This window comes from Bradyrhizobium sp. S3.7.6, assembly GCF_054061875.1.
Genome location: NZ_JBSSEQ010000001.1, coordinates 6,410,970 through 6,433,480, shown reverse-complemented (window position 1 = coordinate 6,433,480; position 22,511 = coordinate 6,410,970). Strand labels below are relative to the sequence as shown.

Genomic DNA, 22,511 nt, shown 5'->3' with positions numbered 1-22,511 from the left:
CGCTTCTATGACTCTCGCGATTGATCGAACTCAACGATCCGCGGACAGACTGTCCTGCAGCACTAGACGTTCTCTGATACCGATTTCGTGTCGCGCCTCGTCGGCCACATCGTCGTCATCCGAGTTCGTCGGACACAAACTACTCCGGCGCCGTTGATATTTGCCGCCGGTTGAAATGGTCGAAATCTATCGTCAATGGTGATGATCAAGCGAGGGTTCGATCATGTCCACTCTAGTGGAGATGTTTTACCGTGAGTATTGTCGTGCCCGCCTCGCCGAAATGCGGAAGCAGCTTCTGATACCGGTTGCCAGCGACGACATATTGCAAACGTTTTGGGAGGACGGCGAACCTTCCGGCCCAGGCAATCAAAGCACCGGCTGGCCAACGAAAGAGCCTCCAACCATCAGGTAGCTCGGGCTCGTAACCGCATCGTTTGGTCGGATACCCCGCTCGGCACCCCAGCCCGGAGCAGCAGAGCCTCTCATCGACCGATGTGCGAGTACGCCGGCAGGTCAAACAGATGCACGATCGAACTCACACCTCGAAGCGATTGATCGGCGAAACTCCGCCGGAGTTCAGGGGGGCTGGCCGCGACCTGCGCATCGATGTCTGTCGCGGGATCGCGCTATGGTGGATCTTTCTTGATCATGTTCCCAACAACATCGGAAGCTGGCTGACACCGCGCAACTACGGCTTCTGCGATGCCGCCGAAATATTCATGTTCATTTCGGGCGTGACCTGCGCGCTGGCCTACGGCAGGGCACGTCAGCGCGAGGGCTGGAGCGGCATGATTGGTCGTTCGCTGCGGCGGGGATGGGACATCTATGCCGCGTTTCTGCTGCTCACGCTCGCTTGCACCGTCCTCGTCTACCTCGCGGGCAGCGATCGGCTTGCTGACGAGAGCAATACGCGGATTCTGCTCGCTCATCCGGGCGCGACGCTTGCGCATGCCGCAATCCTGCAATATCGCCCTGTCAACACCGACGTCTTGCCGACTTTCGTCATCTTTCACGTGTTGTTCGCGCCGCTGTTGTGGCTGCTGCTGCGAGCACCAAACGTTACGCTTGGTGTTTCGCTGTTGCTTTATGCGCTCGTGCACATCTTCGGCTGGAGCGTTCCAGCCTGGCCCAACGGCGCCTGGTTCTTCAACCCGTTGGCTTGGCAGCTTTTGATCGTGCTGGGCGCGTGGTGCGTCATCGAAGGGGAGAGGGTCTGGCCCTGGGTGACGTCGCGCACGACGCTTACTCTTGCTGTTGTCTGTCTGGTTTTTGGCCTGGTCCTGACGCTGAGTTGCAGCGGCAAACCGCTGGTCCCGCAAAATTTGACGTCCCTGCTCTTCCCGCTGGATAAATCGAATCTCAGTCCGTTCCGGCTGCTGCATTTCTTGGCTCTTGCAATTGTGGTGCTACGGTTCGTTCCTCACGATTGGCGCGGGCTATCGACGCCAGTCATGCGCTGCGCGAGGTGCTGCGGTGAGAATTCGCTGCCAATCTACTGTCTCGGCGTCCTCCTGGCGCTGGCCAGCCACCTGACGCTGCTTGACATTTCGGGCCGGCCTGCGATGCAGATCGTGCTCAGTCTTGCTGGAATACTCGCGATGATTGTCGTCGCGATGCTGCTGAACCGGATCAGCGTCAGACGCAGTCATTATCCCGGGTGGACGCAGTCGACCAAGAAGATCGCGCCCGTGTTTTCTAGCTGGCAGGTTGCGGATGGAGCGCGCAGGGAAGCTCTTGGCCCTTAGCTGACGTATTGGTCACGGTGTCGGCTTTTGACCCGTTTCGGACTTGGACTAAGAGAGCCTGGGTGCGGAGCGTCTCCCGCTCCTTTCGCCTTCATAACCGCAATGCACTCATCGATCAGCTGGTCGGACATGGCTACTGTCGTCGGCAGCTCCGACAAGGCGCATGCGCTGGCCGAGCGTCTCTCGTCCGAGACCGGCTTGCCGCTCAAGTTGCGTTGGGAGCCTGACTGACGCAGTCCTTCCCCCAGAACGAGTTGGTAGCGCTTATTAACAGGGAAAGGAGAAGTACCTGCCGCGGTTATCAGTACTTCCGCCACGCCCGCGGCAAAATGTTTGACTCTCGAATCGCGGACGGTGACCCATCTTCTTCGAAGGGGCTGTTGCCGCGTGGGGTAGGGCACTCACTATGTCCGCTATCGGGACTAAAGCGGCAGTCGCCCTCCGTAGTCGTCGTCGACGGCTTATGACCCGAAGCGGAAGTCGCTGTTGAAAGCAATGCGCCCGCAATCCATCGGTCCGCCGGCACCTCACACCTCACGCTCATGTGTCCGGCGAGGCCGACATTTCCATTGAAGTACGATCGTAATTTAATATTATGACCGTAATTGCATTCGGCTGAGCCGCCGTTGGGCGGCGGCGGCGGGGTGCCGCCCAGCAGCTCCTTTGCGAGGATTTCATGGATGACACGACCACAGCTTCACCCCGCATCGCATCGCGAGAAACCACAGATGTCGACTCGCTTGGGCTCGCAACCGCTGCAGCAGCGATTCGCAACGGCGACATCACCTCGGAGGCCTACACCGCGGCGCTCTTACAGCGCGCCCGAGCGCTTGCCGAGCTGAACGCCTTCATCACTATCGACGAGGCCGGGGTGCTCGCGGCCGCGAGGGCCGCAGACAAATCGCGTGCGGCCGGATCGGCGGCCCCGCTCCTTGGTGTGCCGCTTGGGGTGAAGGACAGTTATTTGACGAAAGGGCTACCTACCAGCCTGGGCGTCGAAGGCCTCGCTCACTTCGTGCCGCGCGAAGATGCCGACGCTGTCCGGGCCATTAAGGGGGCAGGCGCCTTGGTCTTCGGCAAGAACAACCTCGTCGAGATGTCATACGGCTTGACTGGTCACAACGCACGTTATGGCCAGGTGAAGAATCCGCACGCACGAGATCGCGTGTCGGGCGGCTCCTCGAGCGGCTCCGCCGCATCCGTGGCCGCCGGCATCGTTCCCGCGTCCTTGGGCGGTGACACCGTTGGGTCCATCCGGGTACCCGCATCGTTCTGTGGGGTCGTGGGCTTCAAGCCAACCACTGGACGTTGGCCACGCGACGGCGTTGCGCCGATAAGGCATCTTGGGCGCCAAATAGAGTGCGATCTAACGTCGTGGCCGCTTCGCGTGGCGAAGGGGGCCCTGTTGGAAGAGGCTGCAGCCTAACGGCTGCGGGATATTGGTGAACTGGAGAAAAGATGCGTTTCGAGAAAGGTCATAAGGCAGCGACGCGACGGCACATCATCGATGTGGCGTCGAAGTGCATGCGCCGAGACGGTATCTCCGCCGCCGGGATCGCTGGGATCATGGGCGAGGCCGGCCTGACCAAGGGCGCATTCTCTCCGCACTTCGAGTCCAAAGACGCGCTCGTTCGCGAGGCGCTGGCGAGCGCGCTCGGCGACCAGCAACATCGCCTCGATGAGGATCACCGGAGGGGCCTGGACCTTGAGGGCGCGATTCGGAGATACCTGAACCGCGCTCACCTCGAAGACCCGACGGGCGGGTGCCCCTCGGCGGCATTGCTCCCCGAAATCGCCCGACAGCCCCTGTCCACCAGGAAAGACTACGAGAAAGGGCTGCGAAGCTACGTTGCAACATTGGCCGCGCTGCTTCCTGACGCAGATGCAGGAGCGAGCCGCCGCCGCGCGACCGCCATCTTCGGCCTCATGGTGGGCACCCTTCAGTTCGCACGGGCTATGCCCAATGCTACGCAGGCAGAGCAGATCTTGGAAGGCGGCGTTGAGGCCGCCTTGCACTTGGTACGAGTTGCATCTTCCTAGACTAGGAAGCCGGTAGAGGCTCAGCATGGAGATCGTCATCCGCGAAAAATCCGAGGTCGGCTTCTAGCCCGTGTGAGACATGCCGGGGCGGTCTGACGATGTCCGGTCACAGGGGTAGACCTGAAGAGAACGGCACGCGGCCAAAGTGAGGCGATTGATCCGAAGGCGACGTTCGGCCGGCGACCGCAATGATAGCCTTCGTGAGGATCAGGGCCATGACTTCCCACAGCCGGGACAATCGTCAGAGCGCGACTGTTTCCTCGACCACATGTTTCAGCGGCGTCCCCTCAGCGGACAGGGTCATTCGTAGTTTGAGCTTGCCACCCTTCACCTCACCGCTACGCACTAGGTTCTCAATTTCACGCTGCGATGTAACTCCGACATGCTTCAGAAATTTACGGATAGCCATATTGAAGCGGTCTTCATCGAACTCGGCGGTCATGGCTGTTCTCCCTGATCGGGCAGGTAAAGTCTAACACGAGGCGAGCAATGACGAAACACCGAGGCCCCGCTCGCGTCGCCGCCGACTTCCTCCTCAACCTGATTGCCTGCAACCTCGGTCCGAAGCTGAAGACTACACCTGGAAGCGAAAGTCTCACTCAGTGGGGTGCTTCCGCTCGTGGCCCAAGCGGCCGACCCGGCATGTCCGCTAGATGTCCGCTCCTTTTGGGCCAAGCGGACTCGATATGCTCAACCTGAGTTCTTCTGTGCGTGACCCGAAGCCGACCTTGCGCCGATGCCGGAGGCGCGGTGCGGGCTCGAAAATAAATTCGTAGAGCATGTCGTTTTGGCGGTCCGCCGTTCGACTGGGTGTCGGCGGAGCCACTTCGGTTGTGGCTGGAGCTCACAATGTGACTGATTAGCTATCAGATCAATGATCTTGCGGAGGTTGGCAATGACGATCTCGCTTCGATTTATCGAGACAAATGGCATTCGAATGCACCTGGCCGAAGCAGGGAGCGGCCCCACCGTGCTTCTCTGCCATGGCTTTCCGGAGTGCTGGTATTCGTGGCGGCACCAATTGGAAGCGCTCGCTGCCGCCGGATATCGCGCCATCGCGCCCGACATGCGTGGTTACGGGCAGACGGACAAACCGGATGCGATCGATCAATACACTCTATTGCACTTGACCGGAGACATGGTCGGATTGCTCGACGCGATCGGCACGGATCAAGCAGTCGTTGTCGGACATGATTGGGGAGCGCCGGTCGCTTGGCGCTGCGCTCTGTTTAGACCGGATCGATTTAGGGCTGTCGTTGGCTTGAGCGTGCCGTTTCCGGTGCGTGGTCCCGACCGACCAAGCACTGTCATGCCGAGGGCCGAAAAGCAGCGCTTCTATCAACTGTATTTCCAGACGCCGGGCGTTGCCGAGGCAGAACTCGAAAAAGACGTCCACAACGCAATCAAGACGACATTGTTCGCCCTATCTGGCGATGCGCCGGTTGAAGATCCTGCGTCGCTCACGATGCTTCCTAGTGAGGGGGGGGTGGCTTTATGGGAAGCCTACAACCCAATCATTGCCGCCGTGGCTCACGGACAGTGACATCGAATTTTACGTTGAGGAGTTCAAGCGCACCGGCTTTGGAGGAGGTTTGAATTGGTATCGCAACATTGATCGCAATTGGGAGTTGCTCGCACCATGGTCCGGCGCAAAGGTTCAGGTCCCGGCACTCTATGTCGTTGGCGATCGAGACGGGGTTTACAGATCGCCGAGTTGGAGCCATCTCGTCCCTAGCCTGAAACAGTTCGTGCCCTTGCTTCGCGAGACAATAGTCTTGAAAGGTTGCGGTCATTGGACTCAGCAAGAGCGCGCCAAAGACGTAAGCAATGCGCTCCTGGAATTCCTGAAACAGTTATAGATCGCGAACGAGGACTTGCGTAGACGCGGCAAGCAACGCAATGTCGCGTTTTGGCCCGTGTGAGACATGCCGGGGCGGTCTGACGATGTCCGGTCACAGGGGTAGACCGGAAGAGAACGGCATGCGGCCAAAGTGACGCGATTGACCCGGAACGGACATTCTGAGTGTTGAAAGTCGCGCGCCAAGTTCCACTAACTCGGCGGGTTGCAGGTATCAGCGCTGACAAGGGCAATCGGCCTGACGCACAGTGTCTTCGTTCCATTCAATGAAGCCATCGGCATTCTTCGAAGGTGCGCGAAACATTTTCGCATCCCTGTAACTTGAGTTAATCGTGGGGCCTAATCGAAAGGTCGCGATATGGAACCGACCAGCAGAATATCGGACCACATCGATCATAAGACTGCCCGGTCGATCTGTGACGAGGTGGGTGACAGATTGCAACAGAACTTATCTCTCGAAGCCTCGCCTCTGCCGCAGTACCTCGAACGCCTAGTCGATGAATTGCGCAAACAGGAGCGTCATCCAATTGATGGCGTCGCAGCGCCCGCTAACCGTTTCCTTCATGCGACGCGACGGGTAGTCGCGGCCGTCTGAGCGCGTAAAGAAGAAGCCGTCGCCGCGCTCAACCCGGCGGCGGCTTTTCCGCTAATCTTGTCAGGTATGCCGCCGCTCGATCTTCCTCGTCTCACCACGTGCCTTCTCGGCCGCGTCATCCGCCAAGGCCCAGAGCAGCCGCATCCCGGCCGATGGCCCGAAGTCGGCTTCTGACCCCGGCAGACGTTTACTGGGTTAACTTTTGTTCTGGCGTCGCTCTGGTTCCGGGTGCACACTGGTTCTCTCACCGCTCGGCACCGTGCTTTGATCGGTGATGAGAACGCCGGTTGCGCTCCCGCCCAATTCACGCAGGGAAAGGAGAGTGCCATGGGACGACGCTCACAATCCCACATTGACGACAATCTGGACGTGGAAAGAGCCCGCATCATAGCGGAACTGAAAAATACGCCGCCAGGACCGCAGCGTGATCTTCTCGAACTCAAACTGCGCCAGCTCGAAACCGTTTCTCATATAGACGGATGGCTAACGTCGCCGGGCCTACAACCCCCGGAGGAATAAGGCCGTCTCAGGCCAACCGAGGAATAGATCAATGAATTCGACTCATCGAACGATTTGAAAACGCGAGTGCATGTAAACACGCAGTAACTCAAAATACGGGCTTCAAGCATTGGACGGGCAGCAGAAGCAAGAGTACCGCGCATATATTATGGGCCTCGACGGACATATCGAGGTTCGCATCGATCTAATGTGTGAGGACGAAACCGAAGCCAAGAAACGCGCCAGATCCTTAGCTGACGGGTGCGACGTAGAGCTATGGTGTCAAGATCGAAAGATTGCGGAATTTAAGAGTGAGTAAGGCCGCCTCAGTTGGCGGCCTCTTTCGTGCTCACCATCCTGCTACGTCACCTTCTGGCCCTTAGCTGCCGTTCACGGGGATGGCCGCTGCGTCTGCTCTTCTGGGAAGACCGGACGCACGACAAGGCTGGCCGATACAGCCGGTTTTGACCCGCTGCGGACATTGACCGGCTCATAAGACAACATTGCTGTCACACCAAATCTCGTTTTTTCTAAACACCTTTCCAGGAATGAGGTAAGCCGGAGTTAACATGTTCGGCTGGATTGGGAGCTCGAAGGCGTAGCTTGCAGGAGATTTCTATGGCCAACTTGATGATCAGGATTGTGACGCTGGCAACGTGTTCGATTGCGCTGATCGCTGCGTTCTCGGTCACTCCGGCTGTTGCGGCCCCGGGCACTGAGCCAGGTGGCAGTGAGGCAGACTATAGCGGAATGGGGCAACGCTCCGCTTATCCACCTTCGTCATACCCGAGGCGGTCGGGCAACAAGGCCACTCACCAGCCCAAGGCCAAAAAAGCCAAGCAGTCCCTTTTCGACGACCCCGCCTTTGCTCATGGGTACCGCGCAGCTTATTCGGCGGTCTACGACCGCACTGACTATGCCTCTGCGATTGAGCAGTTGAAGACGCTCGGCCACGACGATCACCCGAATGTGGCCAATCTGATCGGCTACTCCTATCGCAAGCTCGGCCACTACAAGCTTTCGCAGGTCTGGTACGAGCGCGCCCTGAAAGCAGATCCGAACCATGTGCTGACCTGGCAATATTACGGCCTATGGCAGATCGAACAGGGCAACCGCGATCAAGCGCAATATCATTTGAGTCGAATCGCGACGATTTGCGGGACTGGCTGCGAGGAGTACCGGTCGTTGGCCGCCGCGCTAGAGAAGCCGCCCGGCACTAGCCTGGTTTATTAGCACGCTTTGCAGCGGCGGTCAGAGCTCGGCGCTAACGCGACGGGTGGCTATGTCTGTTCATGGTCCATCAGCGAAGTGGCGACACCTTTCGTTGAGGTCCGCTTGGTGGGGTAGAGCGGACTGACTTTGCTCACTCTGAGTTCTTCGCATTCTGACCCAAAGGGGTCATCGCGGCTTCTTGTCTTGCGGGATCACGGAACGAAGGCGATCATGCTTGAATATATTCTAGCTCCCAGGACGCCCCCATGCCCACGCTTGCCCTTGCGTTGCTCGCGGCGCTGAAAGACCACGGCGCCCACGAGATTTTCGGTATTCCCGGCGATTTCGTGTTGCCGCTGTTCAAGGTCATCGAAGAAAGCAACATCCTGCCAAATTTCACGCTGAGTCATGAGCCGGCGGTCGGTTTTGCGGCGGATGCGTCGGCGCGATATCACGGCGGCCTCGGCGTTGCCGCCGTGACCTACGGCGCCGGCGCTTTCAATATCGTCAACTCAATCGCGGGGGCATATGCGGAGCGCTCACCGGTAGTGGTGATTGCGGGCGCGCCAGGCGCGCGCGAGCGTACCAGTGGCTTTCTTCTGCATCATCAGGGGCGGACTGTCGATACGCAGCTAGCCGTGTTCAAGGAAATCACCTGCGATCAGGCGGTGCTGACCGATCCCGTAACCGCACCTGCGCAGATCGCGTGGGTGTTGCGCAGCGCACGGGAAATGTCGCTGCCGGTTTATCTCGAATTTCCTCGTGACATGGCGGCGGCCGAGGTCGAGCCCATCGTAGCGCTGCCGCCGCGGCATGCGGTTGCTGGTGCGCTCGCCGAATGCGTCGAAGAAATCCTCGATCGCATCCAGGCGGCTGCCGCTCCGGTCGCGGTAGTCGATGTCGAAATCCGGCGCTATGGCCTAGAGGACAAAATCGCTATTTTGGCGCGCAAGCTGAAGCTCCCTCTGGTGACCACCTTCATGGGACGCGGACTTCTCGAGCACGCTCCGGACGTCGTAGCCGGCACCTATCTCGGCGCGGCTGGCGATCCCGCGATCACCCGGCTGGTAGAGGATGCCGACCTAGTGCTGATGCTAGGCGTCATCCTTTCGGACACCAATTTCGCGCTCTCCAACCGGGCGCCTGATCCACACCGCACCATTTTAGCCTCAAGCCGCGAGGTGCAGATCGGTTATCATTGCTTCCGCAACATGCCGCTCGCCGGCCTGATCGAAGGGTTGGAGGCGCGCGCCAAGCCAAACGGGCCGCGGTCCCATCTGCTGTCGCTGAAGCAGCGCGCCGTCTATCCGCGGGGCCTGCCTGCCGATGACGCACCGATCTCGCCATCAGATGTCGCGACTGCGATCAACGACCTTTTCGACCGCCATGGCAAGATGTCGATGACGTCGGACATCGGCGACTGCCTGTTCACCAGCATGGAGATCGACAACACAGCACTCGCCGCGCCCGGCTACTATGCCGGCATGGGCTTTGGGGTGCCCGCCGGCATCGGCGTCGCGGCCACGGGATTGCGGCCGCTGATCCTGGTGGGCGACGGCGCGTTCCAGATGACCGGCTGGGAGCTCGGCAATTGCCGCCGCTACGGGTTCGATCCGGTTGTCGTGCTGTTCAACAACAAGAGCTGGGAGATGCTGCGGGTGTTCCAGCCGGAATCGCGCTTCAACGATCTCGATGACTGGCATTTTGCCGATATCGCGGCGTCGATCGGCGGTGTCGGCGAACGGGTCACCACGCGCCGCGAGCTTGCCGCTGCGCTCGATCGCGCGGTCAAGCGGCGCGGGCAGTTTTCGCTGGTCGAGGTGATGCTGCCTCGCGGCGCGACATCGGACACGCTGGCGCGTTTCGTTTCCGGCTTCAAATCCGTCCGCGAGCGCATGGCGAAGGCGTAAGGGGCTGCACGAAGAGTGCGAAAAATGGCGGCTAAATGATCAGGTTTTGGCCATCAGCGAAGTGGTGACACCGCTCACTGTGGTCAGCTTAGTAGGGCGCAGCGGACGAGGTTTGCTTACGCTGAGTTTTTCGCTTTTTGACCCGAAGCGGACCTTTAAGTGCCGCCCGGTCCGGACTAGCAGCAGGCCACTGAAACCCTGCAAGCGCGTCTTCGGCAAGTTGAAAACATCGTCTCGAAAACATACGCTCCGTCCAGACGAAACTCAGGGCAGCTTCGTGCCGCGCGTTCCAGCCGCTGGGAAGATTCGCTCCGATGATGAAGCCCGCCGTCATTATCCCGGAGGATCAGTCTTTCGCCCTTGCGACCTTACCGCCCGGCCGGGCGCAGAAACGGCTTGCCCTTGCGGTCATGCTCGCTTTCCTGGGCGTCGTCTTAATCTTGGCAGGGGCGCTCTCGAACGTCCAGCTGGCGCGGATCGATAGCTTCGTCCCGGCCTACGGCACGGCGATGTTCGTGAATGACATGATCACCGCGGTCCTGCTGTTCAACCAGTTCGCCACCCTGCGTTCGAGTGCCCTCCTCGCAATCTCAACCGGGTATCTCTTCACGGGGCTCATGCTTGTCCCCTGGATGCTGGTCTTTCCAGGGGCGTTCGCGCCAGTTGGCCTGCTTGGCGCGGGGCTACAGAGCACGGATTGGCTCAACGCTCTGGGTACGCCGGTTTTCCTACGTTCGTCATCGCATATACCCTTTTGAAGGTTGCCGATCCGCCCAAGCGATTGTGGGAGGGCTCAGTGGGCGCGACGATTCTTTCGAGTGTTGCGATGACGTCAGCCGTTGTGTGTGCCGTGACAGTTCTTGTCATAGTGGGTGAGGCATACTTGCCCCGCATCATGCTCGACCCGGTCCATTTTTCTACCCTCGCGCTCTATATTGCCAGTTGTCTAATCCTGTGGAACGCAGTTGCGCTCACTTTGCTCTGGATGCGCCAGCGTTCGGTGCTCGATCTGTGGCTGATGGTGGTTGTTTGCGCATATGCAATTGAGATCTATCTGGTCTCGTTTCCCGGTTTTGCCCGGTTCAGCGCCGGCTGGTATGCTGGCCGGGTCTTCGGGTTCGTGTCCAGCATTCTTGTACTCTTTGTCCTGCTGTATGAGATAACGACGCTTCACGCGCAGCTGCTCGGCGCGGTCCTGGCGCAACGTCGCGAACGTGAGGCGCGGCTGATGACCGGCGACGCCGTCTCGGCTTCAATTGCCCACGAAATCAAACAGCCATTAACGGCGATCATAGCCAGTGCCAACGCGGGATTGCACTGGCTTGATCGTGTCGAGCCTGAGCTCGATAGTGCCAGGAATGCATTTCGGCGCGTCGTGACCACCGGACACCGTGCGGACGCCGTGATCGAAAATATCCGGGTGCATTTCAAGACGGGTGCACGGACCCGGACTTCGCTCGATATCGACGATGTCATCCAGGAAGCTCTGGCCGTCGTCCGTGACCAATTGCGGAGACATCGGGTCGCCGTTCAAGCCGACGTTAACAAACGGCTGCCGCGGATAAGAGGCGAACAGGTTCAGCTCCAGCAAGTGCTGGTGAATTTGATTACGAACGCAATTGACTCCATGGCCACGAAGAATGGGGAGCGGGTCCTATCCATAAGGTCTGAAGTCCATCGCTCCAGATACGTGATGGTATCGGTAGAAGACACGGGGGAAGGTCTAGAGCCCGGCGGCGCCGTGGATCGGATATTCAACCCGATGTTCACGACCAAAACGGATGGCATGGGCATGGGGCTGTCAATCTGCCGGTCGATCATCGAGGCGCATGAAGGACAAGTATGGGTGACCGCCGATAAAGGCCGCGGCGCCATTTTTCACTTCACGGTTCCGGTAGACTCGGACAGCCCATCCTAGTAGCCGCCTGAGTCCGACTTTGGCCCTTAGCGTCGAAGCTTACCCATCACTTCGGCGTCGGCTGTTCGGGGAAGACCGGACATGGATGCAGGTATGCCAAACCGACGCGAATTGCACTAAGCCGCTGTCGCGGTACAGCACGACGGTGCGATATCCGCGAGTAGGGAAGTGGCTCCGCTGCCCGGCGACAGATCGGCCCGGGTGGGCTCTGCCAGCAATTAGCTGCGCATGGCGGCGCGGAAACCGACGAAGCTCAACGCGCCCGCCACGGTGACGGCAATCCAGCTCACCCAAAACGGCACATCGACGCCATTCAAGGTGACGGACCATCCATCACAATCCGGATCAACTGCAAAAGCGCGCTCAAGGCAAAGATGGCGGCGGCGAGCGTGCAAAAGGTTCTTATGGTCATTGCCCGTCTCCGACGGCACACGAGGACGTGGCTCGCCCCCGCAGCCAAAATGGGGAGGGGCCGGCGCGGCGGCCGCATTCTCAATGTGTCGCACAATCGCCGTTTCGCGACGCCGCGAGTCGGGATCACTTCCGCCTTTGGCACAAATGCGAAGTGCAGCGATGTCCGCGGTTACTGTGAGCGGCACTTCGTCCCCACAATCCGCGGGCAGTGTTACTGCGCCAGAAATCTATATGCGACAATCAGAGCCACCATGCTCGCGAAAATCAGCAGTGCTGGAAGGGGTTCTCGGATCATTGGCTTCGTCGAATGCAGTGCAGCCGATAGACCGGGCTGATTAGGCCGTTTCTTGAGCCGCACGTCTTTGCCCTCTGTCATTGGTGTGCGAGCCTTTGGTTCCGGGGGCGCGCCCACGCCTCCCATCTCGCTGTAATAAGCGCTGTAGACCTCGCGAACGGCTAGGGCCGTGGACTCGGCCTCGCTCATTGTCTCGAGCCGAGTTCGATAGTTAGTCAGAAAGCTTTGGGCGCTGGACGGCAGGTCATCGAAACCACCGAGCTTGGCCATCATGAGCCAGGTGGCAAAATCCGCTTCAGCCTTCGTGCGCGCTTTCTTGGCGATACTAGCTTTGGAGCTAGAGGACATGGTGGTCCGATTGGTTTGAACCCGGCCGCGAAGCTGTTCATTGACACCATCCGCGCGGCGGGAAAGGCAATTGGCAATCCAGTCACAGTAATGACGGCGCGGGAGAGTTCAAACGCGAATCTTACCAACTAGTCGGCTCCTGGCCCAGGTTGAAGCGGACTGAGCAGGCTAGCTAGGGTAGGACTCACCTCCGCTGATGCCCCAACGGCAGTAGCTCTGCAACGCACATACGAACAGTAAACGCGGAAAACAGCGCCTGCAGGCCGATCCATTAACGTTTGCGGATATCCACTCCTTCGCACCCTGGCCGCAGTCTTCCGCACGTGCAAAGGGATATGGCAACTGATCGGCCAAATCCTTAGCTCATCCACGGTCGTAAGCCACGGTCCGAGTGCCGCGGCGAAAGAGATTTGGCAGGCTGCTGCACTTCGCAGCTGCGGCTGCTTCGGACCCGGACTAGTCACGAACACAATGAATCCCTTGCGCCGCCAGTTTTGAGCCGTATGCCGCCCATGTCGGCGCGAAGGGTCGAGGGGGTGGGGACGATACACCGGGAGTTTTCGATGTCCGGTTATTTGAGATTTTGCTTCGCTGGTTTTGCTCTCGCTGGAATTCTTTCAACGACGCCCGCGTCCTCCGACCCTCTTGACGACTTGTTCAATATCGCTCCGCGCGCACGTGCTCCGACCTATCCGGCGCGAGCGGAATGCTTGGCGCGGCCCGGCGACTCGGTCCCCGATGACCAGCATTGGGTCTATCGAGTCGATGGTCGCCGCAAATGTTGGTTCCTGGCCGAGGGCATTGCGACAGTGAAGAAGCCCGTTCGTTCTCGCATAGCTAAAGATCCCGTGGCTAGTCGTAAGCGGAGCCCGGTCGTTGACGCGCGCGCAGAGTTGCTGCGGCCCAGACCGGCCGAGCAGTCTCAGCCCCCTGTCCCTGAATTCAAAGTAGCTGAGGCTGCTTCCGAACTTGGAACGAGCACGACGGCCCCGATACCAGCGGTACCCGACCTGCATCGGCGTACCAACCAGCTCACGGCGGAGTTCTCCGTGCCGCCCCAAGTTGACGTAGAGAAGCTTCTTGCGGCTGCGAGTGACGCCGCTGCTGCCTCGATGCCCCCGGTTCTGCCGGTGGGCATGGGCCCTAGGGGGGCCGGCGATGAGGGGAGGGGGTGGGCGGTGACCTGGTTGGGCTTGCTGCTGATCGTCTTAGGAGTCGGCTCCGTATCGAGCTCAAGCCGTGCGCTACGCGAAGCCGTGCTGTTGCGCTATCGGGAATTGATGGGTCTCGGAGCCGCGCCAGGAAGAGCAAGCTACGGCATGTAGTTGTCACGTGGCGAGATCTCCGCATGTCGCCGTGTGACCCAAAGCGGATCTAGCCGCCCATACCTCATCCCGGTTAGATGAAGCGAGACGCGACGTCTTCGGCCTCTAGTCACGTGAATCTAAAGTTCGCCACATAAAGTCCGCTGAGCTTTATAGCAGAAGCGTTTGACGGAAGCCAAAATCTGGTCTGCGGACTTGGTCCATTTGAATGGCTTCGGTTTTCTGTTGTGCAGGTCGATGAAGGTACGGATGTCGGCCTCGAGCTGCCTGACGGAGGTGTGAACACCTCGCTGGATCTGTTTTCTGGTGAGTTCAGCGAACCAGCGCTCGACCTGATTGATCCATGACGCGGAAGTCGGCGTGAAGTGGACATGATAGTGCGGCCGACGGGCGAGCCACGCTTTGATCTTAGGTGTTTTGTGGGTGGCGTAGTTGTCCATGACGAGATGGACATCGAGGCCTTCAGGAACTTGAGCATCGATCCCTTTTAAAAACTTCAAGAACTCGACTGCCCGGTGCCGCTTATAGCATTTGCCGATGACGAACCCCGAGGCGACATCGAGCGCGGCAAACAGCGAGGTCGTACCATGCCGCACATAACTGTGCGTGCGCCGTTCCGGTACGCCCGGCATCATCGGCAGGACCGGCTGCTCGCGATCCAGGGCCTGGATCTGGCTTTTCTCATCGATACTGAGGACAAGGGCTCGGTTCGGTGGGGACAGGTAAAGGCCGACGATATCGCGGACCTTGTCGACGAACAGCGGGTCGCTCGACAGCTTGAATGTCTGGCTGCGGTGCGGCTGCAGGCCGAACGCCATCCACATTCGGCGGATCGTGGTGTGGGAAAAGCCAGTTTCCCCAGCCATTGAGCGGATCGACCAGTGCGTCGCGTCGGGTGGCGTTGTACGCAATGTCCGCTCAATTACCTCAGCAACCTGATCGTCGTTGATGGTTCGAGGGCGGCCAGGGCGGGCCTCGTCAAGCAGGCCATCACAGCGATCCTTCAAAAATCGGCGACGCCACTTGCCAACGGTGTGTTCGTGGAGGCCGAGTTCGGCAGCCACGGACTTGCTTGGCAAGCCATCCGCACACCGCAGGATCGCGCGGCAGCGCTCAGATAGCGATCGGGCAACGCGATGACGACGAACTTGCCTCTCCAAGTACGCCCGCTCCTGCGGACTAAGCACCAACGGCGCGATCGGCCGGCCTCGTTCACCTGCATTCGCCACGAGCTCTCTCCTCTGTAGAGATTCGAGCTATCAACTAATGTGGCGAACTTGCGTTCCAGATGACTAGGACGGGATGGCTTAAAGGATGTACCCACTTATAGTTGGTTCGCTGGCCTGACGAAACAGCCTAAGATTGTATTGGATGCAGCCGAGGAGGACTTCCGATGCGCAGGCAGCCTGTTCCGCTTACCCCGGGTGACCTGGTCAATCATCAATTCGGCACCGACGACAACCTGATAGGCACCCCAGGCGCACCGACCTCGTTCGGTGATGCTGGTGGCAGCATGTTCGACTTCTCGAAGGGAGGGAACGACACTTTCGATGAAATCGGACCTTCCAACTACACATTCTATGGGGACGTGGTCGGCAGTATTTTCGATTCTGCTCAGGGCGGCGATGACATTTTTAACGGACTCACCGCGACCAGTGTCACTGCCTACGGCGACGCGGGTGCCGACATGTCGGACCAAAGTAAGGGCGGCAACGATACCTTCTTGAGTGGTACCGGCAGACAGCAAATCAATACGTTCTTCGGCGACGCTGGCGGCGCCATGTCGGGTCATGCTCAGGGCGGCGATGACAGTTTCATAACTCAGACGGTACAGGGCGGCACCCACACCTTTTACGGTGACGCGGGCGGCGACATGTCTGGCCATAGCAAGGGCGGGGACGACAGCTTTCAGGGCTCTAGGCAGGCTGGAAACATCTTTTTTGGTGATAGCGGAAGCAACATGTCCGGTCACGCCCAGGGCGGCGATGACTCATTCACCGCCAGAACGGACTCAGGCAACACATTCTACGGGGATGCCGGCGGTGACATGACCGGCCACAGCAAGTGTGGCAACGACACCTTCAACGGGGCCTTGTTCGCAACGCAGGTGTTCTACGGTGATGCCGGAGGCAACATGTCCGGCCATGCTGAGGGAGGCGACGACCGTTTCACGGGCTCCGGTGGGGCGATCATGTCGAAGACCTTCTATGGCGATGCCGGCGGTGACATCTCCGGCTTTGCCAAGGGTGGCAACGATACTTTCATAAACGAGGGCGGCTCCACGGTGTCTTTTTACGGGGACGCCGGCGCCACAATGTCCGGCCATGCGCAAGGCGGGAACGACCTTGCGACGTTGCTGGGTACCAAGAACTTCGCCGTTGGCGATGCTGTTACGATGCTCGACGCTACCAGCGGAGGTAATGACAGTCTCAGCGGCGGCGACAGTTCGGTGACGGATGTTGTGAACCAGCTCTATGGAGACGCGCAAGTCATGGGCGGGGCGACCCAAGGAGGCGATGATCTTATCTTCGGGGGCCACGCCGTTGACAGCGGCCGGGTCGACAACTTCTTATGGGGCGATGCGGCGCAAATTTCAGGTCGTGCTAAGGGCGGCAGCGATGTCCTATACGCGGGGACGGCTGGGCAAGGTTGCACAGTCAGCAATGAGATGTGGGGAGATGGTGAACTGAGCGGCAATGCTCATGGAGGTTCCGATACGTTTGTATTCAAGGACAATGGTCTAATGACTGTTGGAGCCAACAATCTCATCCAAGATTTCAGCCAATGCCAGGATGATAGGATCGCTTTCATTGACGTTGCGGGTGTGCACTCGTTTGGTGACCTTGTCATCACCCAGAGCGGAACTAGCACCATTATCATGGCGGGAGCTGATCAGGTAACGCTTGCAAACTTCACCGACTTGATGACGGCGAATGACTTTTTGTTTGTTTGAGAGCGCTCCTCTTCGTTACCATGGTCGCGATCGGCCGACGGCGCAAGCGGCTAGGGATGCGACAGGTCCAGCCCGTGGCCGCACCGCGTGAAGACCTTGACGACTTCGTGGGCATCTGGACCTGCGCCCGATAGCCGTCGAACTTGATTTCGTGAATCCATCGCTCGATCGCGGAGGCGAGTACCGGCTGCACGAAACGGGAAACGGCGCCTTGATGCCATGCGCTTCCAGCTTTTTCCGTTGGAAGGCCATCGCTATACGAGGCGCAGGCTTATGAACTCCTGAGATACGACGGGACGTCGCTCAGTTGCAGATTGCAGCGATGCAACATCCCTCTCGGACCAGCGCTCTCCATGTTGACGGCGACGACCTTGATCGACCTGCAATATCGCCGACGAGGAGATCTTGAATGACGCTTTCAAGATTCGCAGTCTCAAGGTCGGCTTCGCGCCAGGCACGGCCAGCCTGTCCAAAGTCGTTGGCGACCAGATAGACGGTTGGCTCGTGCGCCGACATGAGAGAAGAGTTCTCGGCAAAGTTAATCTCGAACGCTCAACATTTGTTAGAGCCTGCGATGAATCCAGGGGCGGAGAATATCTACCGACGCCCAGCCTTGAGCCGGTGCGTCGTGGCGGTCCCGGCGTCTCCGCTCCTCTCGAGCCCCGGAGGCGCTTGGGGCCACTCACCCGTACACGCGCCTCAGTGGGCGCCAGCCGTTCTTGTCGACCTCCACCCCGAAAGCCTTCCGGCATGCGCAGTTCTCGCAGTCGTTTCTCGCTGGAATTGAAGAGCTGATCTATTCAATGCGGGTGTTGCGCGTCAGTGAATACGTCTGACGTAGAGCCTGATACTACTCTCGTCGTCCCGCTTCGGGTTCAGAAGCATCTCTGAACACGATTAGCTGGTTCGGGCATGGGCCAATAGTAACTATCCGAAAGGCCGCTATCGGTGCAGAGCGGAAACGTCCTTAATTGGGGTGAGCTTGGCTTTTAGAAAGTCCACGATTTGGTACTTAGTTCAGCCATCTCCGAGGAATGCTTCCGGAACATGGCGATCCGCTTGTTTGTGAATTCTGCGATTACACCGGGAAATTCAAGGGGCGCCTTAATCATCGCAAGCCTTTGAGCGAATTCAAAAGCAAATTGCATGTTGGTTTGTGCCATTTCCAGTAGCTGCGCTTGATAAGCTCGCACGTTTGCGTTGGCTGAAGAAAGAATATCAACCCCTCTCTTTGAATTGTTTTCCGTCATCTGTTTGGAGTCATTTTGTAGGGCTGCATCCGTGACAAGAAGCGGATTCTTAACGGGGAGGGCGTCTTGCTGCGAATCTGCGCTCACGGGCGGAACGCCCGCTTTCGGGCTTCTGATAATAGCTTGCGCAGTCCGTTGGGCCTTCGCGACCATTCTCGGGCGGCGGGCGTGCTTTGACGCCGTTGCCGGCTTACGTTTGCTCATCTGACACTCCAAGGATGACGATCGACCAAGGTCGTTGCCAGACGACAACCTGCTATGCAGCGCGACGTTCCGAAAGTCCCACTTACTGAGGCCGACATCTCATGTTCGTTGATCCCCTGTCGCACCTTTGCAACTTCGAACGTCTTTGACGGCTTTTAATCCGTCAGTTTCTCTCACCTAATGCCGTTAAGCTAGTTCCGTCTGGACAGCGATCCGCCCCGGCGTCGAGCAGCGTCGCAGTACGCGGTCGCCGATACAGATGGGATCCTCGAAAGGCCGACGCCATCCTCGGCCAGTCATTCACCGGTTAGATTTTCTCGGAAATAGCCGGTCGCGAATAAAGCGTGATGTTGGCGTCAGGCGCACCCCACGGGGCTTTTGCCAAACGGCGCGGTCGATCTCCTTCTTGTCGCCGATCTCGAGCCTGCCCTTGGCTCCCTTGGCGATGAAGATCGCGTCGCTCATCTTGCGGCCGGAGTACTTGTTCTTGATCTTCACCTCTCTCCAGAGGCTCAGCCGGCCGAGCTTCAGCCGCGGCAACTCCTCCTTGATCTCCCGTCGCAAGCAATCCTTTTCGGTTTCTCGCGACCGCTTCCGGCCGCCGGGAAACATCCACAAACCATCGCTCCGGCGCCTCACCAAAAGAACTTTGCCACGTTTGGCTGCAACGAGCTTAGATGCCTTTGCCATTTCAGCTGAATGAGCCTCCATGAAGAATCGTCAGCGATTATAGCTGGATGGCCCTTTGTTCCAAACGGTGCCTACCGATACCCCATGCCACCGATTGGCCCTTTGGCGTTCCAGTTGAAGTCCGGTCGTACGTCTGCGCCGCGCCCGCCGCAGGCGGTGCAGACGAAGCGCGGCTCGACATCTGACAGCCGGACATCGTCGGGCCAGCGATCGGTGCCGAAAGCAACGTGATGGCCGCAGTGGCAATAGATGAGGACGGCCACGCAAGCCCATCTCGCGCATCTCGCCGAAGGTGATCTTGAGTGGTCGCCCGTCGGGGTGCGTAGGCGTGTGGCGGCGGGTAGGGCAAAGCATGCCGCGATCAAAGCGGCATCCAAGCGCGTCGCAAATTATCAATCCCTTGGTCCGCGGAACGAACGCGAGCCACTGCGCGTCGTGGTGAGGGAAGGCCCGCCGGGGCTGGCTGAGCTGGCGGGCCCTCACCCCAAGCACAAGGCCGTGCATCTCCCACACGGCCCCGTCCCGAAGCCGAGGCTGCGCGTGTTTGCTTAACGAGTAGCGCTGGCCCCAAGATGGCGGGCGTCATTCGCGACTGCTCGCGGGCGCATAGCGCGTAGTCTTGGCAGCGCTCTCAATGTTGTGGTTTTCGGCCTCTGCTGGAGTTTCGAATGGCACCGCTACGACTTCGCCGTTCGGTGCAATCATCACGGCAAGGTACGGGAGCCCCAGCTGGGGCGGATTGTAAACAACGAAAGTTATGCCCGACATTTTCGTGTATCTCGCATCCGAGGTAACGGCTGAGCGCCATCTTCCATGCGAAGCGATCTCCCGCTATTGCCCACCGGCCGTATCCCTAGATCAAGGTGAAGGAACTCTTGCGAAACTTTTCGTCGTGCGGGCGCCTATACAATTCCCAAAAAAGGGCCCCAGCCCAAATGGGGATGAGCCGGGGCCTAGAGGTTACCTTCGGCGAGCCCGATGGCGTCGGGAAAACTTGGCAAAAACCACGATGTTCCTGGCTCGGCAGAATCCCCGCGGCGCAAAACGTCAACGGTGCAGGGGTAGCACCAAGCTGGACCCCGATCGGCCGAGCGAGCGCTGTGTGAAACAGCCACACGCAGGGGAGATTTAGAACTTGGCTGGGAACGTCTATGTCGCGCCCGGCTTGTGTTATGCGGTGACGGTCTCGGTCCCACGAGACAGAAGCCTGTCCGGAAGCCCCAGCATCATTACGCCCCCCGGCCCGATGCTGGGGCCTCCACGGGCAGAGGATTCAAAGATGGGTCCCAATGCCAATACGGTTTTGGGCGTCCTGCTGGCGGCAGCCCTCCTGTACCTCATTTTTGTTCATTAGCCGGTTTCCGGGCTCAGTGGCCTAGTTTGAAATTGTCGCCTAATTTCGATAGCGTTCCTGCTTCGGAACGAGGCGGTGTTTTGGGCGGAGTCATGCGAGAGTTTCGCGCATACATAATCGATGATGAGGGGCACATAACGCTCCGAGTTGACCTTGAGGTACACGATGAGGCGGAGGCTAGGGAGCGAGCCAAATTGCTTGTAGACGGGTACACGGTAGAGCTTTGGGAAGGCGCAACCAGGCTCGATAGATTTGAGCCGATCAGCAGGCATTAAGGCAGGCCGCCTCGGTTGGCGGCCTCTTTCATGCTGCAGGTGGCGCGCGGCGCAAGAAGCGCAAGAATACAACTTCAGATTCGTTGTCGTCGGCCGACCGCCATGAAAGACTGACGGCATATTTCGCGTCTCGGAGGGAATACCCGATGCGCCTTGCATTGCCTTATGTGGGAATTGGTTTTTGCGCGCTTCTCTCGGGCTGGTTGTCCTTTACCCTGATCTATTGAGTGAGTAGGCCGCCCGGGCCTAGCAAGCGCACGTAAGTCCCGCTCTCGTGCATCTGGAGCCAGCCGCGCTCGATCGCGTGTTTGAGCCCGGCGCCGAATTCGCTGCCGCTGCCCTTCAGCTTGAACAAGAAGGGCGCGTTGATCCTCTCGATATAGATCCGGCCGTCCTGGACAGGGTCGACGCTCGCTGCGAGCTCGACGAGCTTGCGCGCGGCCGCTTCCGGGTCAGCATAGGGTCGTTCTTCGGTGTGCTTCATCGGCGTATCCCATTGGCCGCCCGCGCGGCGGTGATGTGTGCGCGGTGCTGGTAGCTCGTCACCTATCTATCTGCACAAGCGATCTGTCCGATACTCCTCGAGTGGTCGAATGTTCACAACACCTCCGCATGAACCTGAGCCACGCCACGATCCGTAATACCCAAGCTCCGCGCCGCGGCCAACGAAAGGTCGAGGACACGACCGCGGACGAACGGACCGCGGTCATTGACTATGACGATGACGCTTCGGCTTCCGTGGGTGACGCGCAACTTGGTACCGAAGGGCAGGCGGCGGTGCGCTGCTGTTAGCCGATTACGATCAAACGATGAACCGCTCGCTGTCTTGCCTTTGGCATAAGAATAGTAGGAGGCCGTGCCGGAGAAGACTCGATTCTGAGATTGAGCTCTTGAACGATCTTTCGAGGGCTCTTCCGAAGTCTGAGGTTGCGTTTGCTGTGTGGTCGAAGGTTGCGTTTGCGTTTCGTCCTTCTTTGTCTGGTCGCTTCCTTCAGGAGCTGGCTCCGCGTGAGCTCTTGGAATGATGGACCACCTGTCATCGAAGTTTTGTCCGACAGCAGGAGTTGAGTAGATCGCCATCCAAGCTGGGATTGTTGCAATCGCGATCATTCTACAAAGAACTTGCATGATCGGCCTCACGCACAAATGAAACTGATGGACAATGCGAACTCATCGGCCTGTGTTCCTGCACGCGCATCCACGTGCAGAACAAAGGTGAATGCATACCGATGGTCCGATGGGTGGTTCCAAGAGTGTTTAGACGCAGCGCACCAGACGCCATCGCTGCGACGCATCACGCCGTAGAAACCGCAAAACCGAAGGCACAAATCATATTCGCCTCCAGCAGCCGCTGCTTGGCTTCTACTCCGGTGGTGCAGTCTTTCGATCTCGAAATTGCATTGGCCGCCAGCACGCCACGTCTGGCGAGGTAGAGATCGATCACCTTCTGCGCCTTGTCGACGCTCCAGCATAGCGCCTCGGCGATCTCTGCGCCGGCCTCAGCGAGCAGCGTCGCGGCTGTGCCGCGGTTATCGTGGAAATTGGCCAGCGCGCTTTGACGCATTCGGCGTTCTTGCCGTTGGCTGCGGCCTCGGCTTCGAAGGGCCGCACGTTCCTCCTCCTCGAC

The 22,511-nt window shown here is 59.1% G+C and carries 17 protein-coding genes and 2 pseudogenes; 10 read left to right on the top strand and 9 right to left on the bottom strand.

The window, feature by feature from the left end:
* The first annotated feature begins 521 nt into the window (after positions 1–521).
* The 3 genes and pseudogenes from ACVJ5M_RS31680 (at position 522) to ACVJ5M_RS31670 (ending at position 3,785) form a co-directional block, all read left to right on the top strand.
* Positions 522–1,745 (top strand): OpgC family protein, encoded by a 1,224-nt coding sequence (locus ACVJ5M_RS31680; protein WP_283018609.1) that lies wholly within the window; start codon positions 522–524, stop codon positions 1,743–1,745.
* Between the two features lie 676 nt (positions 1,746–2,421).
* Positions 2,422–3,087 (top strand): annotated as a pseudogene (locus tag ACVJ5M_RS31675) (amidase family protein); the annotation flags it as partial.
* Positions 3,088–3,203: 116 nt separating this feature from the next.
* Positions 3,204–3,785 carry a TetR/AcrR family transcriptional regulator gene (locus ACVJ5M_RS31670; protein ID WP_063984139.1) on the top strand — a complete coding sequence of 194 codons (582 nt, stop codon included), beginning with the start codon at positions 3,204–3,206 and terminating at the stop codon, positions 3,783–3,785.
* A gap of 241 nt (positions 3,786–4,026) precedes the next feature.
* Here the strand turns inward: ACVJ5M_RS31670 and ACVJ5M_RS31665 are convergent, their stop codons facing one another.
* The gene (locus ACVJ5M_RS31665) at positions 4,027–4,227 is read right to left on the bottom strand and encodes a DUF6494 family protein (protein ID WP_027548237.1); all 201 of its coding nucleotides are present in this window, start codon (positions 4,225–4,227) and stop codon (positions 4,027–4,029) included.
* 453 nt (positions 4,228–4,680) lie between these two features.
* Between ACVJ5M_RS31665 and ACVJ5M_RS31660 the strand changes: the two genes are divergently transcribed.
* The 6 genes from ACVJ5M_RS31660 to ACVJ5M_RS31635 all read left to right on the top strand — a co-directional run bounded on the left by ACVJ5M_RS31660 (position 4,681) and on the right by ACVJ5M_RS31635 (position 11,776).
* Positions 4,681–5,328, top strand: a complete 648-nt coding sequence (locus tag ACVJ5M_RS31660) for an alpha/beta fold hydrolase (protein WP_245328451.1) — start codon at positions 4,681–4,683, stop codon at positions 5,326–5,328.
* Positions 5,329–6,565: 1,237 nt separating this feature from the next.
* The gene (locus tag ACVJ5M_RS31655) at positions 6,566–6,757 is read left to right on the top strand and encodes a hypothetical protein (RefSeq protein ID WP_155795049.1); all 192 of its coding nucleotides are present in this window, start codon (positions 6,566–6,568) and stop codon (positions 6,755–6,757) included.
* A gap of 597 nt (positions 6,758–7,354) precedes the next feature.
* Positions 7,355–7,969, top strand: coding sequence for a tetratricopeptide repeat protein (locus tag ACVJ5M_RS31650; protein WP_354100053.1), 615 nt, complete (start codon positions 7,355–7,357; stop codon positions 7,967–7,969).
* A gap of 245 nt (positions 7,970–8,214) precedes the next feature.
* The gene (gene ipdC, locus ACVJ5M_RS31645) at positions 8,215–9,858 is read left to right on the top strand and encodes an indolepyruvate/phenylpyruvate decarboxylase (RefSeq protein WP_063984136.1); all 1,644 of its coding nucleotides are present in this window, start codon (positions 8,215–8,217) and stop codon (positions 9,856–9,858) included.
* 314 nt (positions 9,859–10,172) lie between these two features.
* A complete protein-coding gene (locus tag ACVJ5M_RS31640; RefSeq protein WP_256376418.1) occupies positions 10,173–10,616 on the top strand; it encodes an MASE4 domain-containing protein in 444 nt (147 codons plus the stop codon).
* Positions 10,556–11,776 carry a sensor histidine kinase gene (locus ACVJ5M_RS31635; protein WP_354125758.1) on the top strand — a complete coding sequence of 407 codons (1,221 nt, stop codon included), beginning with the start codon at positions 10,556–10,558 and terminating at the stop codon, positions 11,774–11,776. Before ACVJ5M_RS31640 ends, ACVJ5M_RS31635 begins: the two co-directional genes overlap by 61 nt.
* A 625-nt stretch (positions 11,777–12,401) precedes the next feature.
* Here ACVJ5M_RS31635 and ACVJ5M_RS31630 read toward each other — a convergent pair.
* The gene (locus ACVJ5M_RS31630; protein ID WP_283018611.1) at positions 12,402–12,833 is read right to left on the bottom strand and encodes a hypothetical protein; all 432 of its coding nucleotides are present in this window, start codon (positions 12,831–12,833) and stop codon (positions 12,402–12,404) included.
* A 1,444-nt stretch (positions 12,834–14,277) separates the two neighbouring features.
* Entirely contained in the window at positions 14,278–15,387 is a 1,110-nt protein-coding gene (locus tag ACVJ5M_RS31625) for an IS630 family transposase (protein ID WP_135216181.1), read from the bottom strand.
* A gap of 164 nt (positions 15,388–15,551) precedes the next feature.
* On the opposite strand from ACVJ5M_RS31625, the gene ACVJ5M_RS31620 reads away from it, so the two are divergent.
* The gene (locus ACVJ5M_RS31620; RefSeq protein WP_354100716.1) at positions 15,552–17,111 is read left to right on the top strand and encodes a hypothetical protein; all 1,560 of its coding nucleotides are present in this window, start codon (positions 15,552–15,554) and stop codon (positions 17,109–17,111) included.
* Between the two features lie 989 nt (positions 17,112–18,100).
* On the opposite strand, the gene ACVJ5M_RS31615 is transcribed toward ACVJ5M_RS31620, so the two are convergent.
* From ACVJ5M_RS31615 to ACVJ5M_RS31590, 6 genes and pseudogenes are all read right to left on the bottom strand, one after another.
* Entirely contained in the window at positions 18,101–18,565 is a 465-nt protein-coding gene (locus ACVJ5M_RS31615) for a hypothetical protein (protein WP_063984134.1), read from the bottom strand.
* Between the two features lie 300 nt (positions 18,566–18,865).
* Positions 18,866–19,255, bottom strand: a complete 390-nt coding sequence (locus ACVJ5M_RS31610) for an NUDIX hydrolase (RefSeq protein WP_084795202.1) — start codon at positions 19,253–19,255, stop codon at positions 18,866–18,868.
* Positions 19,256–19,326: 71 nt separating this feature from the next.
* Positions 19,327–19,609, bottom strand: a pseudogene (locus ACVJ5M_RS31605) (hypothetical protein).
* Positions 19,610–21,104: 1,495 nt separating this feature from the next.
* A complete protein-coding gene (locus ACVJ5M_RS31600; RefSeq protein ID WP_063984131.1) occupies positions 21,105–21,368 on the bottom strand; it encodes a hypothetical protein in 264 nt (87 codons plus the stop codon).
* A 113-nt stretch (positions 21,369–21,481) separates the two neighbouring features.
* The gene (locus ACVJ5M_RS31595) at positions 21,482–22,012 is read right to left on the bottom strand and encodes a septal ring lytic transglycosylase RlpA family protein (protein WP_245285773.1); all 531 of its coding nucleotides are present in this window, start codon (positions 22,010–22,012) and stop codon (positions 21,482–21,484) included.
* Positions 22,013–22,178: 166 nt separating this feature from the next.
* Entirely contained in the window at positions 22,179–22,448 is a 270-nt protein-coding gene (locus ACVJ5M_RS31590) for a hypothetical protein (RefSeq protein ID WP_063984130.1), read from the bottom strand.
* Positions 22,449–22,511 lie beyond the last annotated feature (63 nt).